The following is a 13,493-nucleotide window of genomic DNA, read 5'->3' on the forward strand; positions in this document are numbered from 1 at the left end:
TCAGTCGGCAGCGCGGGCGACGTTGATCGCGCCGGGAAGGTCGAGCGCGGCGCCAACCCGCGCCGCAGCCCGGTAGGCCCGGTCGCCGAGCGCGCCCCGGCACTGCGCCTCCACCTCCGCGCGCACCCGCCGATCCCGCGGCAAGGCCACCAACCCGGCATCCGCCCGCACCGCCGCCGCGGCTCCCAACAAGGTCGCCGCACGCCGAGGATCCGCCCCACCGTGCGCGCCGCCGACGGCGGCTGCGGCGACTACTTCGAGGTCGTGGGCTACGGCCCAGGGGTGGGCGATGGTTCCGTGCAGGTCGAAGGCCTCACGAACGAGGTCGGCAGCATCGGAATGCCGCCCGTCCCGCCCCACGACCGCCGCGAGCAACACCGCGGCACGCGCGAGTTGTTCGAGGCTCTCGTGCCGCCGAAACGTGCCGAGCACCCGCCCGAGCATCGCCTCGGACCCGTCGAGGTCCCCCCGCTCCAGCAGGATCTCCCCCACGAGCAGGCGCGCGTCCGCCTGACCCGCCTCGTCCTCGTCCCGCGCGAACACCGCAGCCGCCTCGGTCGCCCAGCGCTCGGCGTCGTCCAGTCGAACGTCAGAAAAGTAGTTGTACGCGACGGAGAGCCCACACCGTCCGATCTCGAACGACTCACCGCCGCGGGCGGCGAGCCGCCAGGCGAGATCGCCGGACTGCCGGGCGGTCTCCAGATCCCCGAGCTCCAGCGCGATGTCGGACACGTGCTGCGCGGCCCGCACCATCCCGGCACGGTCGTCCAACGACGTCGCGGTCGCACTCGCCGCCTTCGCGTACTCCATCGCCTCCGGCAGCGTCACGTACGACGCCACCACCGCCGCGGTCAACTGCACACGCAGCAGCAACTCCGGCGGAACGGCACAGGCCGCGGCCTCCCGCAGCGCCAATCGGTACCACTCCAACCCCGCCCGCGGCGAATTGCTCCACCACCAGCGCAGATCCGCGATCATCGGCAACCCGATCGCGAACCGCCCACCGCGCAACGTCCGGTCGAGCGCGCCCAGCAGATCCGGGCGGGCCGCGTCGAGCCGACGCTGCCAGCGCAGCCGGTCGGGCCCGAACTGCTCGGCGACCGCCGAGGAAGCCAACCGGGCCAGGTACTCGTCGCGCAGATCGAGCGCGGCCTCGGTGTCGGCCAGCGACCGGCCGTACTGCCGCACCGACTCGAGCATCCGGAACTGCGTGTCCACGCCGCTGACGTCGGCCACCAAGAGGGACGCGTCCACGAGCCGGTGCAGAACGTCGAGCGAATCCGGACCGCCGAGCGCCTCGGCGGCCGCCAGCGGAAACGTGTCGGCGAACACCGAGAGCCGCGCGAACAACGAACGCTCCGCCGGCGACAGCCGGTCGACAGCGGCTTCGAGTGCGGCAGCCAGCGAACCGTGCCGCCCACCGATCGCACCACCCACCGGCCGCAGCACCCGCAGCTGATCGGCGAGGCGGGTCGCGATGTCGGCCGGGCTGAGCACGGCGGTACGTGCGCTGGCCAGCTCGAGCGCGAGCGGCAGACCGTCCACCGCCCGGCAGATCTCGGCCACCGTCGGGGTGATCTCGTCGGAGAGCTCGAACGTCGGACGCACCGCGCGGGCCCGCGCGCAGAACAGCGCGACCGCGTCGTTGGCCAGGGCGTCGTTCGCACTGCGCACCGCGTCACCCGGAAGCGCCAAGGGCGCCAGGCGGTACACCGACTCACCGAGCGCACGCAGCGGAACCGTGGACGTGGCCAGCACCCGCAGATCGTCGGCACCGGCGAGCAGCTGCTCGACCAGCTCCGCGCAGGCCGGGGCCGCGTGCTCGCAGTTGTCGAGGACCAGCAGCACCGCCTGCCCCAGCAGCCGATCGACGATCGGAGTGTCGGTCGCACGCACGGCCTCGGCGACCTTCGAAACGACGTCCGAACTGCCTTCGAGCCGGACGACGACCACCCGCACGCCGTGCAGCCGGGTGACGACCTCGGCGGCCAACCGCGACTTCCCGACGCCGGGCGGGCCGGTGAGCGTGACGAGCCCGGGCTCGGCCAGGAGCGTGCCCAGCTCGGTCAGCTCCGCCGAGCGTCCGACGAACTCACCGGACCAGGCCGCTCCGGGGGCGTCGGGGTGACGGAGCGGCTCGGGTCGCAGGCGGCTGTCGTCGGCGAGCACCGCCGCGTGCATGCGGCGCAGCCGCTCGCCGGGTTCGACGCCGAGTTCGTCGACCAGCCGGTCGCGGGTCTCGCGGTAGACCGCGAGCGCCTGGGCGCGCTGTCCGTCCTGGTGCAGCGCGTGCATGAGCTGGCTGGCGAACCGCTCGTCGAGCGGGTAGGCGCGCACCAGGCCCGTCAACTCACCGACGAGGCCACCGCGGCCGGTCGCGAGGTCCGCGGCGATCCGGTCGCTGAGCGCGGACATCCGGACCGACTCCATCCGCGGCACGAACAGATCGCGCAGCGGGCTCGCGGTGACGTCGGCGAGCGGGACGCCGTCCCAGAGCGTCAGGGCCCGCCGGAGGAGGTCGGCGGCGGTCTGCTGGTCGCCGTCGCGCGTCCACCGGCGGGCCTGGACGCTGAGCGTCTCGAACAGGTGCCAGTCGATCTGCTCGCGTCTCCCGGCCAGCCGGTAGCCGGCCGGGAGACGGTCGAGCCGTAGCGCCGACCCGGCGGCCTCCAGCCCGCGGCGTACCGCGGACACGTACACCTGCACGGTGTTGCGCGCGGTCGCGGGCGGCGAATCGGCCCACAGGTCGTCGATCAGTTGGTCGACGGGAACGACGTTGTTGAGGCGGAGGCCGAGCGCGGCGAGGACCGCCCGGCCCTTCGCCCCGCTGACCGCGTGCTCACCACCGGTTCCGTTCAGCCGCACCGGCCCCAGCAGTCGGAGGTCGAGCTGCGGGGTCACGCACCGAAGCTTAGGCGGCGGTCGGCAGGTAGGGCGCGGAGTATTTCCGGGCCTTCTCCTGCGACGGCATCAGGACCCACATGATCGGGTAGAGCCAGAAGATCTGGGTGCCGGGGATCAGCGCCAGCGCGATGAGGAACAGGATCCGGGTGGGCCACGGGTCGAGGCCGACGCGGGCGCCGAGGCCGGCGAGCACACCGCCCAGGAAGCGTCCCTCCTGCGGCCGGATCAGGCCGATCTTGGCAAAGCTGCGGTGGACGTCGTTCATGGCGGGGTTCCCTTTCGCGGTGGGGCGGGCCTACGTGCCCGACACCGTCACTGTGCGGCTTCGGCGCAGGTCAGCGCATCGGGCACCACCCTGTTCCGGACCCTGAAGTTCGGTCGGGGGTGCCCCTTAGGCTGGGGTGCGTGCCTCTTGCCGGACGACGTCGTGAGCTCGGCGCGATCGCCCGGTTCCTGGATCGCGCCGGGGGCCATCTCGTACTGACCGGACCGGCGGGAGCGGGCAAGACCGCGCTCGCCGAAGAGGCGGTGGTGATGGCTGCCGCTCGTGGTCTGTCGGTTGCCCGGACGGCCGGCGCCGAGGCGTCGCTGCTCGTGCTCGACGACTTCGATCCGGCGGACGCCGGCGCCCTGGCTTCGCTGGCGTCCGGGGGCCGTGCGGTGCTGGTCACCGCTGCGGTGCCGCTCGGGGTGCCGCCGGAGCTTCACCTGGGTGGTCTGGCCGAGCCCGACCTTGCCGTTCTCCTGCCGACGCTGTCCGCCGCGGCGGTGCACGCGGTGTGGCTGGCCACCGGAGGCGTGCCCGGCCCCGCCCTGGACCTCGCCGCCACTCTGGACGGCTCCGGCCCCGACGCCGTCCTCCGCGCGGCCCTGGCAACTCCGTCCCGCGCCGGCTTCCTGGAACTGGACCCCGGCCTCATCCGCCTCCTCCGCGCCGCCGATGGGTGGTCGCTGTCGGCTGGATTGCGCGCGAGAGTGTCGTCGCGGTTGGCGCGGCAGTTGCTCGCTGACGCGTCGGCTGCCGGGCGGCGGCGGGAGTTGGCGGATGAGGCGTTGGGGCTGGCGCGTCGCAGTGGCGATCCCGGCACGATCGCGGCGGTGCTGGACGATCGTCTACACGCGCTGTGGGATCCGGCTGCCGCCGAGGAGCGCCTGGCCGTGGCCGCCGAGATCGTCGAGCAGGCGTGCCGGGCCGGCGACGCACTCGCCGAGCTCCGCGGCCTGTTCTGGCGGTTCACGGCCCTCGTCGAGCTCGCCGACCTGGAAGCGGCGGAGGCGACGCTGATCGCCTACGAGCGCATCGCGGAACTCGCCGGCGACGTCGAGGCACCGGTGGTGGTGCTCTCCCGGCAGGCCATGTTCGCCCTGATCCGCGGCCGCTTCGACGTCGCGGAGGACCTCATCGCACACGTCCGGGAACGCGGCCGCGCCGCCGGGCTCCCCGACACCGAGCGGCTCGTCGCCACCCTGACCGGCCGCCTGGCGCTCCTCCGGGGCACGCCCGGCGCGAACATCGAGCTGCTGCGGGCGCTGGCCCAGCGCCTGCCCGGCCACTTCTTCGAGGCGACGATCGCGAGCGTGCTCGTCGAGTCCGGCGCCGAGGACGAGGCGGCAGAGGAACTGGCCCGCCTGCTGCCGTCGGTTCTGGCCGGCACCGGGCCCCGCTGGCTCGGCGCGGTCGCCGACCTGGGCATCGTCGCCGCACGCGTGGGCGAACCCGCCGCGGCGAAAGCCCTGTACGACACCCTCCTGCCCTATCGCGGCCGGCTGGTCGTCTGGGGCGGCGCCAACACGATCACCGGCCCGGTCGACGACGTCCTCGGCCGCCTAGCCGCCCGCCTGGGCCGCACCACTGAGTCCGAGAAGCACTTCGACCACGCGATCGCCGTGGAAGAACGCTTCGGCGCCCTCCCCTGGCTAGCCACCACCCGCGCCGCCCGCAGCCAGCTGAATGCCACGCCGAGCGAGATGCGCGGAGCCCACGACACGCCCGGCGGTGGTCTGCCTGCGCCTACTGACGAGTGGGCGCTGACCAGGGACGGCACCGACTGGGTGCTGCGCGCGGGCACCGAGACCGCGCGCCTCCGCGACACCCGCGGAGTGGCTTACCTCCGCGCGCTCCTCGCCGCGCCGGGGCAGGAGATCGCCGCACTGGACCTGGCGGCCGATGGAGCCGGCCTGCGCGTCCCGAACGCCGACCCGGTCCTCGACGACACCGCCCGCCGCACCTACCGCGCCCGCCTGGCCACACTGGACGACGAACTGGCCGCCGCCGACCGCGCCGGCGACGCCGATGCGGCGCGAGCAGCCACCGCCGAACGCCAGGCGATCATCGCCGAGCTCCGCCGCACCATAGGATTGGGCGGCCGCCCCCGCACCACCACCGGCGAGGCCGAACGCGCCCGGGTCAACACCACCCGGGCACTACGCACGACGATCGCACGGATCGCCGCCCAGGCTCCGCTGGCCGGCGCGCACCTGGACGCCTCGATACGCACCGGCCGCTACTCCCGGTATCAGCCCGGCTCGGTCGGCTGGAAGCTCTGAGTGATGATCCGCGCCACGGCGCCGGGGTGTGCGAGGTGCGGAAAGTGTCCGGCATCGGGAAAATCCCCCGACATCACGGACACATAAGGCACCGAGATGGACGCCAACTCCTCGCGACGCTGCGCGTCGATCACCTCGTCCGGCAACCGCAGAATCTCCTCCCAGTACCCGAGCAGCAGGTCGGCGCGAGGCCGGCTGTCCTCGGCCAACCCCCGAACCTCAGCGGGAAGCGAATCGATCCCCATCCCGGCAACGAACCGGTCCCACACCGTGCGCCACTCCGGCCCCCGCAACACCGGCTCCGCAGCCCGGACCACAGCCCCGAACCGGCCGAGCGTCAACGGCTGATCGACGTTCACCACACCCCGCGTCGGATACCGAGCGGCGTACACCGTGACGAGCACCCCACCGAGCGAGTGCCCCACCACGATCGGCGCCTCGAACCCCGCCGCCTCGATCGCCCGGTGCAGCACCTCGGCGACCTCACCGGACACGTACGAATCACGCCGTGGCGACTGGCCGTGCCCGGGTAGATCCAGCGCGAGAACCCGGCGCCCCGGATCCAGCTCGCGCACGAGCGGCCCCCACTGCCGCCGGTCGTACGAGAGCCCGTGCACCAGCACCACCGGGGGCCGGTCGTCCGCGACGCCGGTAAGCGTCGCGCTGATCTGATCGAACATCGTCATGCCCGAACGGCGTAACTCCGGCATGAACATTTTGTTCACACCTTCGGCATGATCTCCTGCGTCAGCCGCTTGAGGTCGTCGAGCGTCTTGGACGTCGGCACGTCCCGGAACGGCGGCCACAGCAGCGGCATCGTCATGCCGGCCGGGCTCCGGTCCATCGGCTCGTCGGTGATGACGAACCAGATCATGCTGCTGACGTCGAAGTTCTCCGGTAGACCCCGGCCGAGCTCTCGGTCAACGTCCTCGACATCACGGGCCGGCGCGCAGCGGAGCGTGAACGCAGCACATCGACGCGGCGGCCGGCCACATCCTCGCGATGGTCGACGACGTGCTCGACGTCGCCCGGATCGAGGCGAACGTGCTGCCGCTGGCCGTGACCGCGGTGCCGCTGGAACCGGTGGTGGCGGACGTGGTTGCGATGCTGGAGCCGCTGGCCACGGCCGAGCGGGTGGCGTTGCGCATTTCCGCTGGTGAAAGCCTCGACCTGCGGGCCGACAATCGACGGCTCCGGCAGGTGCTGCTCAACCTGGTCGGCAACGCGGTGCGCTACAACCGGGCGGAGGGGACGGTCCACATCGGCTGGGCGGTTCGTGAGCGCACCGTGGAAATTACGGTCCGCGACACCGGGCCCGGGATGGCTCCCGAATACCTCGACCGACTCTTCGTTCCGTTCGACCGGCTCGGCGCGGACTCCGAAGAAGGCGTCGGCCTCGGGCTCCCGCTCGCTCGCGGGCTGACCGAAGCGATGGCCGGAACACTCGATGTGTGCAGTGTGACGGGTGAGGGCACTAGGGTGACTGTCGCGCTGCCGCTGGCGTAGTCCGCCACCTCCACATGGGAGTTCCCTTGCTCCGCCGCTACGCCGCCATCGGGGCGGTCTCCCTTCTCGTACTCGCCGGTTGCAGCAACGGTGAGGAGTCCGAGCCCGAGAAGTCACCGGCCCCGTCCGCGCCGAAGTCGACCGGCCCGAGCCCGGCCCCGCGGCCGGCCTTCGATCCGCCGACGAAGTTCGGCCCGCAGGGCGCCGCACTCCCCGCCGAGGCCAGCGACGCCAAGGTCAGCGCCGGCGGCACCACGGTGGAGCCGCTCCCGGTGACGCTGTCCGGGACCACGGCGTTCATCGCGTCCACCGCGTCGCTGCTGGCCGTGGACACCGTGACCGGCCGGAGCCTGGCCACGATCACCCCGACGGGCGGTAGTCCCGAGGCCACCACGGGCAGCACCTGGGTCGGCACGAACCCCGCGAAGGCACCGGTCCTGTGGGCCAACAACGGCGGGCCCACGATCCTGACGACGTTCGTCGTCCAGCGGCCCGCGTCCGGAACGCAGAAAGCGGGACGCGCGGTCGAGGTCGTCGCGGTCGACGCCAAGACCGCGAAATCGGTCTGGACCGCGCAGGTGGACGTGCCGCCCGGCCTCGACCAGGGTGCCGGCGAGCTGGCCGCCAACCCGATCGCCGGCGACGGCACGACGCTCGTCGTCGGTGTCCGGAACGGCACGGACGAGGGTGTGGTCGCCGTCGACCTGGCCACGAAGAAGGCGCTGTGGTCCCGCACCGACTTCCGGGCGGGCGTGGTGAGCACCGGCGTCGTCGTCGGTGCCACCGGATCGACGTCCGACCAGTCGTCGGTGCTCGCGCTGAACCTCGCCGACGGCAAGCAGAAGTGGTCGGCGCTGCCCGGCTCCCTCGGGTTGACCGTGTCCACGCTGGGCCCGGCGCTGGTCATCGCCGCGGGCAAGAACTACTCCAGCGCGGAGGCCGTCGTCGCCTATCTCGACATCGCCACCGGAAAGGTGCGCGACCGGTCCGCGACCGACTACACCGACGTCCGGTGCCGCTTCGACGGCAAGGACGTCACCGTCTGCGCGAGGACCGGATGGGCCGCGGCCCTCGACGCCGCCACCGGCAAGACGCTGTGGGAGCTGCCCGACCAGGCGAACACCCGGGTGGCGCCGCAGGTCACCGCCGTGTGGCACGGCGCGGTCTACGGCACCACCGACAACGGCCCGGTGGTGCTGGACGCCCGCTCCGGCAAGGACCGCGAGGTCGCTCCCGGCTTGGCGCCCATGGTCGTCAACGAGTACATCGGCATCGGCCAGCCGCCGAACGGCGGCTCCGGCGTCCGCGCCTACCCCGCCGCGAAGTAGCCGGTCTCAGATCGTCACGTCGATCGGTTCGGTCGGGACCAGCGTCGCCACGGAGACGTGCGGCCAGCTCAGGCCGTTGAAGTTGAGTAGCACGGTCTGGGTGTACTGGATCTGGGTCCAGTTCACCTCGACCGCCGTCTCCTTCGTGATCGGCGTCGCGGAGTTCACCCGGAACGACGGCGCGGGGGCCGGGCCGCTGCCCCGGACGATCACCGGCTGACCGGCGCCGGGCGGCCGGACCGTGATCGTCTCCGACACCGTCTCGACCCAGAAGATCGCCGACATCGTGACCGCGTCGGCGTTCGGGTTGGCGCCCTGCTTGTCGCCGCGCAAGAACGCGATGTTGCCGGCGCCGCCGCCGAACAGCGGGTCGGCGGGGTCCGTGCTCGTCACGATCACCGTCGTCGAGGTGATCGTCTGTGCATCGGCCCGCTTTTTCAGGACGACGTTGGGGTTGTCCAGGATCTCCTGGGTGATCGTGCCCGCGGTGATGAACTCGGACAGGTCCTGTGGGATCCGGAACGTGTCGGTGGCCGCCGCGGTCTGACTCGGGAACTTGATCGGCGTCCCCGGGGCACCGATCGGGAACGGCGTGATGTCCACCGGTTGGATGTCCGGGCCGCCGTCGACAGTGACCGAGAAGCCCTGCGCCTCGATCGTCGTGCCGTGCGGAATCGACGCCATGCGCGCGACGCTCGGCTGCAGCGCCGGCGCTGTGGTGGCCGGAACGCTCAACCAGATCCCGGGTTCGAAGTGGATGCCCACCGCCTGGCCCGGCTCGGTGACGTCGTTGATCGACTGCAGGTACGGAATGCCGTTGAGGAAGATGTCGCCCTGCACCATGCCGCGGTTGGGGATCGAGCCCAGCGGCTGCGAGAACGACAGGGTCTCCTCGGTCAGGTTGATCTCGAGCACGTTGTCGTCGGGCCCGCTCGCGGGGTTCGGCAGTGGCGTCGGCGTCGCCCCGAAGTTCTGCGGACGGAAGATCGTGTTGAGCCCGGTTCCGGTGAACGTGCCGCGGAATCCGGCGATGCCGCCGAGGTCCGGGTCGGCCACCGCAACCGCAGCTCGCCGCTGGTGGCGGTCAGCGGGTACTTCTCCCCAGCGGAAGCCGCGGGTTTGTTCGAGGACTGGCTCTATGGAATTGCTGTCGGTCATCGTTCCCCCATATAGGCGTGCTATTCGGTGCTTTCGGGAGTAGACCACTCGACTTTGGAGGCAGTCGTCGCAGAAGCGACAGATCACTGGATAATCGGATTACGGACAGTGAGTCCTCACCATCCGTAGTCGCCGCCCTACGCTGACAGGACGGACGACGACGCACGGGGGCTCCGAATCCGATGGAATCCAATCTCGACACGATGGCCGCGCCGATCGCGGACAGAGGCATCTCACTGGTCGGGCTCGGGGCGATGTTCGCCCTGGCCGCACTCGACCTCGCCGCCGCGTACTGCGCGGTGCGCTATCTCCGCACCGGCCACTGGGGATGGTGGACGGTCGGCGCCGCCGGAATGGTCGCGCTGTTCGCGGTCTACGCCGCCAGCCTCGAATACGCCGAGCTGGCCACGGTCACCCTGGGCTGGATCGTCATCCTGCAGGTCGGCGTCGTGGTGATGGACCGCTACGCCAACGGCATCGTGCTCCCGCCAGGCAAATGGCTCGCAATCGCCGCCATCCTGGTGTTGATGACCTATCTGCTGCTGGCACCGAACCGGCGTTAGAGCGCCATGCCGGGGACGCGGCGGCGGATGGACTCCAGCTCGGCCTCGTCGGAGATGCCCTGCCAGTCGAAGCGCGGTGTGTACGGGCTCACGAGCGCGCGCAGCTCGTCGTCGGTGAGTTCGACGTCCAGGGAGGCGACCGCGTCGTCGATCTGCTCGATCGAACCCGCGCCGACCAGCGGAGCGGTCACGACCGGCTGGTGGCGGAGCCAGGCCAACGCGATCTGTGCGCGGCTGACGCCGTGCGCTCCCGCGACCCGGCCCACGGCGTCGACAATGGCTTTGTTGGACGTTTCTTCCGCTGGCGAGTAGAGCAGGTCGGCGAACGCGCCGTCGGTCTCGGAGCGGGTCGTCGTGCGGGCGTCGTCCCAGGCGCGGGCGAGACGGCCGCGGGCGAGCGGGGACCAGATGATCGTGCCGACGCCCTCGTCGAGGCAGAGCGGAATCATCTCGCGTTCCTCTTCGCGAGCGAGCAGGTTGTAGTGGTCCTGCATCGACACGAACCGCGCCCAGCCGTGCTGTTTCTGCAGGTGCAATGCCTTTGCGAACTCCCAGGCGCGCATGGAGGACGCACCGAGGTAGCGCACCTTGCCCGCTGTCACGAGGTGGTCGAGCGCCTCGAGGGTCTCCTCCCACGGGGTCGAGTGGTCGTTGCGGTGGATCTGGTACAGGTCGATGTAGTCGGTGCCCAGGCGGCGCAGCGAGTGCTCGACCTCGGTGAGAATCGCCTTGCGGGAGAGACCCCGGCCGTTCGGGCCGAGCCGCATCGGGTGCCGCAGCTTCGTGGCGATGACGACGGCGTCGCGGTCGGCGAAGTCCGCGAGCGCGCGGCCGAGGATCTCTTCGCTCGAGCCGTTGGAGTACATGTTCGCGGTGTCGAAGAAGTTGATGCCGGCGTCGAGCGCGTGCCTGATGAGTGGGCGGGCGTCCTCCTCGCCCTTCGACCAGACCGGGTGACCGCGGTCGGGTTCGCCGTAGGTCATGGCGCCGATCGCGATCGGCGACACGTCGAGGCCGGTGGTGCCCAGCTTGATGTAGTGCATGACGCACCCCTAAAGTAAGTGGAGAACTCTCCACTTGACGGTAGTGGAGAGTTCTCCGCTTAGCAAGAGAGGGCCTGATGGTTCGGTCGGACGCCCGGGAGAACCGGGCACGCATCCTCGCCGCGGCGCGCGAGGCATTCGTCGACGCCGGTGACACGTCGATGAATCAGATCGCCCAGCGGGCGGGGGTCGGGGCGGGCACGCTGTACCGCAACTTCCCGACGCGCGAGGCGCTGGTGCTCGCCGTGTACCAGGACGAGGTCGAGCGCATCGTCGGCTCGGTGTCGGGGCTGCTCGGGCAGCACGGGCCGGTCGAGGCGCTGCGGCTCTGGACGCTGGAGCTCGTCGAGGCGATGCGGCGCAAACACGGCCTCGGCGATGCGCTGAGCCCCGGCGCGCACCAGGCGATGTCCGAGCAGTCCTACGGCCCGGTGATCACCGCGATCACCGAGCTGCTCGAGGCCGGCAAGCGCGCCGGCACCATTCGCGACGACGCCGACCCCGGCGACTTCCTCCAGCTCACCGCCGCCCTCTGGCGCGCCGAGGCGGACCGCGCCCCGCGCATGCTCGCCCTGATCCTCGACGGCCTCCGCCCCCAACCCGGCTGAGCCTCCGCCCGGCTCAACCGGTGCCGTACTCAGCCGAGGCGAGTGCGCAGTTCGGACCAGACGTCTTCCGGGGAAGGGCGCTCGGCGAGTAGGGCGCGCGCTTCGGCGGCCCGGGCGCGCAGATTCGCGTCGGACAACAACCTCGGCACACCCTCGGCCGGGGAGCCCGGCGTGAGGCCGGCGCCGAACTCCGTCACCGCCGCCGCCACCTGCGGCTGATTCGCGATCTTCGGCACGAACAGCATCGGCAGACCCCGCGACAACGCGGCGAGCGTCGTGCCCGACCCACCAGCCGCCACCACCGCCTGCACCCGATCCAGCAACTGCCCGATCGGCGCGAACGAAACCGCGCGCACGCGCGAGGCGTCCGCCTCGAGCGCGCCTGTCTCGAGCATTGTCGGTGTCGCCGTGAACCCAGTGGTGACCAGCGCGTCCGCACCGGCGGACAGCACCGCCCGCACCGCCGACCGCAGCAACTCCAGGTCCTCCACCACCGTGCCGAGCGTGACCAGCACAACCGGACGCGAGCCCGAGAACGCCGGTAGGTCCACCCGCGCCGAGACGTCGTACGCGCTGCTCCGCACGGCAAGGCGGGAGTCCGCGGAAACCGGCAACGTCTCGAGCCACTCCGGCCACAACTGGACAGTGGCCAACGGGGAAGGCACCCGAAGACCCCGCTGTGCCCCCGCCTTCTCGGCTCCGGCCGCCAACACCGGGTCGATGACGGTAGCCGGACTATGCGTGAACGTCACGTATGGAACGCCGAGCTTCTGCGCCACCAACGGCGTCACGAAGTCCCACATCTCGCACACGATCACGTCGGGCTGCGAATCGGTCACCAACTCGAGCCGCTCGTCGAACGCAAGGTCCGCGTACGTCGTGCTGAACAACGCCACGGTGGCCGCGAGCACGCCGTCGCCCTCGGTGTCACTGCGGTACTCGAGCACGTCCTCCGAGAAGCGCGCCGAGTTCTCCGCGAGAAGCGCCGGTAACCCCGGCCCCGCGTCGCGCATCGTCAGCTCGGGCGCGGTGCCGTGCAGGTCGCGATGCGCAGCGATCACCACCGAGTCACCCGCCGCCGCGACCGCCCGGGCCAGCGGAAGCATCGGCAGCAGGTGACCGTACGCCGGAAACGTCGTGAAGAGAGCCTTCACAGCACACCTTTCTCAGAGTTAGCTATACGAATCAGAGTCGACTCTGACGAAAGGCTAGCAAGTAGCATCCACCAGGTGCAGAAGAGCGGTCGCCGGGCCGAATACGCCCAACAAACGCGCCAGGCGATCGTCGACGCCGCCCGCGCGCTGTTCGTCGAAAAAGGGTATTTCGGCACGAAGGTCGACGAGATCGCCGCCGCAGCCCGGGTCGCGCCGGCAACCGTGTACGCGGTCGGCGGCGGAAAGCACGGCCTGCTGCGGACCCTCATCGAGTCCGGCACCAACTCCGAGGAGATCCCGAAGATCCTCACCCGGATCACCGCATCCACCGACCCGGACGACCTCGTCCGCTTCATCGTCCGCGCCACGCGAGAGCAGTTCGAGCAGTGGTCCGACCTGATGCGCCAGGTCACCGCGGCGAGCCCGCAGGAGCCGACGGTCCGCGAGATCCAGCGGATCGCGCACGCCAGCATGCGCCACGGCCTGGCGCTGACCGCCCGTCAGCTGGCCGAGCTCGGTGCTCTCCGCGACGACGTCGACGTGGACCGCGCCACGGACCTGCTCTGGCTGCATCTCTGCAATTCCGCGTACTTCATCCGCACCGACGACCTCGGCTGGTCGCTGGACGAGTCCGAGGCCTGGCTCAACGAGGCACTGCCCCGCGCCCTGCTCAGATGACCGT

The 13,493-nt window shown here is 71.2% G+C and carries 12 protein-coding genes and 1 pseudogene; 6 read left to right on the forward strand and 7 right to left on the reverse strand.

Annotated elements, in window-relative coordinates; all coding sequences use genetic code 11:
• Positions 1–2,901, reverse strand: coding sequence for a BTAD domain-containing putative transcriptional regulator (locus tag ACGFY5_RS13935; RefSeq protein WP_392719972.1), 2,901 nt, complete (start codon positions 2,899–2,901; stop codon positions 1–3).
• A 10-nt stretch (positions 2,902–2,911) separates the two neighbouring features.
• The gene (locus tag ACGFY5_RS13940) at positions 2,912–3,169 is read right to left on the reverse strand and encodes a PspC domain-containing protein (protein ID WP_392719973.1); all 258 of its coding nucleotides are present in this window, start codon (positions 3,167–3,169) and stop codon (positions 2,912–2,914) included.
• 140 nt (positions 3,170–3,309) lie between these two features.
• Between ACGFY5_RS13940 and ACGFY5_RS13945 the strand changes: the two genes are divergently transcribed.
• Entirely contained in the window at positions 3,310–5,451 is a 2,142-nt protein-coding gene (locus ACGFY5_RS13945; RefSeq protein ID WP_392719974.1) for a hypothetical protein, read from the forward strand.
• Here ACGFY5_RS13945 and ACGFY5_RS13950 read toward each other — a convergent pair.
• Together ACGFY5_RS13950 and ACGFY5_RS13955 are read right to left on the reverse strand one after the other, a co-directional pair.
• Positions 5,421–6,167 (reverse strand): alpha/beta fold hydrolase, encoded by a 747-nt coding sequence (locus ACGFY5_RS13950; protein WP_392719975.1) that lies wholly within the window; start codon positions 6,165–6,167, stop codon positions 5,421–5,423. The genes ACGFY5_RS13945 and ACGFY5_RS13950 overlap by 31 nt on opposite strands.
• A gap of 5 nt (positions 6,168–6,172) precedes the next feature.
• Positions 6,173–6,367: pseudogene (locus tag ACGFY5_RS13955) on the reverse strand (LLM class flavin-dependent oxidoreductase); the annotation flags it as partial.
• A 98-nt stretch (positions 6,368–6,465) separates the two neighbouring features.
• Between ACGFY5_RS13955 and ACGFY5_RS13960 the strand changes: the two are divergent.
• Complete coding sequence (locus ACGFY5_RS13960; RefSeq protein ID WP_392719976.1) at positions 6,466–6,957, forward strand: sensor histidine kinase; 492 nt, start codon at positions 6,466–6,468, stop codon at positions 6,955–6,957.
• Between the two features lie 26 nt (positions 6,958–6,983).
• Positions 6,984–8,285, forward strand: coding sequence for a PQQ-binding-like beta-propeller repeat protein (locus tag ACGFY5_RS13965; RefSeq protein ID WP_392719977.1), 1,302 nt, complete (start codon positions 6,984–6,986; stop codon positions 8,283–8,285).
• A gap of 6 nt (positions 8,286–8,291) precedes the next feature.
• Here the strand turns inward: ACGFY5_RS13965 and ACGFY5_RS13970 are convergent, their stop codons facing one another.
• On the reverse strand, positions 8,292–9,443 hold the full coding sequence (locus ACGFY5_RS13970; RefSeq protein ID WP_392719978.1) for a heme-binding protein: 1,152 nt from the start codon (positions 9,441–9,443) through the stop codon (positions 8,292–8,294).
• Between the two features lie 182 nt (positions 9,444–9,625).
• Between ACGFY5_RS13970 and ACGFY5_RS13975 the strand changes: the two genes are divergently transcribed.
• On the forward strand, positions 9,626–10,006 hold the full coding sequence (locus ACGFY5_RS13975) for a hypothetical protein (protein ID WP_392719979.1): 381 nt from the start codon (positions 9,626–9,628) through the stop codon (positions 10,004–10,006).
• On the opposite strand, the gene ACGFY5_RS13980 is transcribed toward ACGFY5_RS13975, so the two are convergent.
• Entirely contained in the window at positions 10,003–11,049 is a 1,047-nt protein-coding gene (locus ACGFY5_RS13980) for an aldo/keto reductase (RefSeq protein ID WP_392719980.1), read from the reverse strand. The two genes, ACGFY5_RS13975 and ACGFY5_RS13980, sit on opposite strands and share 4 nt — an antisense overlap.
• Positions 11,050–11,126: 77 nt before the next feature.
• On the opposite strand from ACGFY5_RS13980, the gene ACGFY5_RS13985 reads away from it, so the two are divergent.
• Entirely contained in the window at positions 11,127–11,657 is a 531-nt protein-coding gene (locus ACGFY5_RS13985; RefSeq protein ID WP_392719981.1) for a TetR/AcrR family transcriptional regulator, read from the forward strand.
• A gap of 29 nt (positions 11,658–11,686) precedes the next feature.
• Here ACGFY5_RS13985 and ACGFY5_RS13990 read toward each other — a convergent pair whose 3' ends face one another.
• On the reverse strand, positions 11,687–12,811 hold the full coding sequence (locus ACGFY5_RS13990; protein ID WP_392719982.1) for a nucleotide disphospho-sugar-binding domain-containing protein: 1,125 nt from the start codon (positions 12,809–12,811) through the stop codon (positions 11,687–11,689).
• A gap of 75 nt (positions 12,812–12,886) precedes the next feature.
• Between ACGFY5_RS13990 and ACGFY5_RS13995 the strand changes: the two genes are divergently transcribed.
• Positions 12,887–13,489, forward strand: a complete 603-nt coding sequence (locus ACGFY5_RS13995; protein ID WP_392719983.1) for a TetR/AcrR family transcriptional regulator — start codon at positions 12,887–12,889, stop codon at positions 13,487–13,489.
• The last annotated feature ends 4 nt before the right edge of the window (positions 13,490–13,493 follow it).

The sequence above is a fragment of the Cryptosporangium sp. NPDC048952 genome (genome assembly GCF_043197895.1).
GTDB lineage: Bacteria > Actinomycetota > Actinomycetes > Mycobacteriales > Cryptosporangiaceae > Cryptosporangium.

Excerpts from the sequence above, each read along its gene's own strand:
- ACGFY5_RS13940 (WP_392719973.1), bottom strand. The coding sequence starts at position 3,169 with ATGAACGACGTCCACCGCAGCTTTGCCAAGATCGGCCTGATCCGGCCG.
- ACGFY5_RS13950 (WP_392719975.1), bottom strand. The coding sequence starts at position 6,167 with ATGTTCATGCCGGAGTTACGCCGTTCGGGCATGACGATGTTCGATCAG.
- ACGFY5_RS13970 (WP_392719978.1), bottom strand. The coding sequence starts at position 9,443 with ATGACCGACAGCAATTCCATAGAGCCAGTCCTCGAACAAACCCGCGGC.
- ACGFY5_RS13975 (WP_392719979.1), top strand. The coding sequence starts at position 9,626 with ATGGAATCCAATCTCGACACGATGGCCGCGCCGATCGCGGACAGAGGC.
- ACGFY5_RS13980 (WP_392719980.1), bottom strand. The coding sequence starts at position 11,049 with ATGCACTACATCAAGCTGGGCACCACCGGCCTCGACGTGTCGCCGATC.
- ACGFY5_RS13985 (WP_392719981.1), top strand. The coding sequence starts at position 11,127 with ATGGTTCGGTCGGACGCCCGGGAGAACCGGGCACGCATCCTCGCCGCG.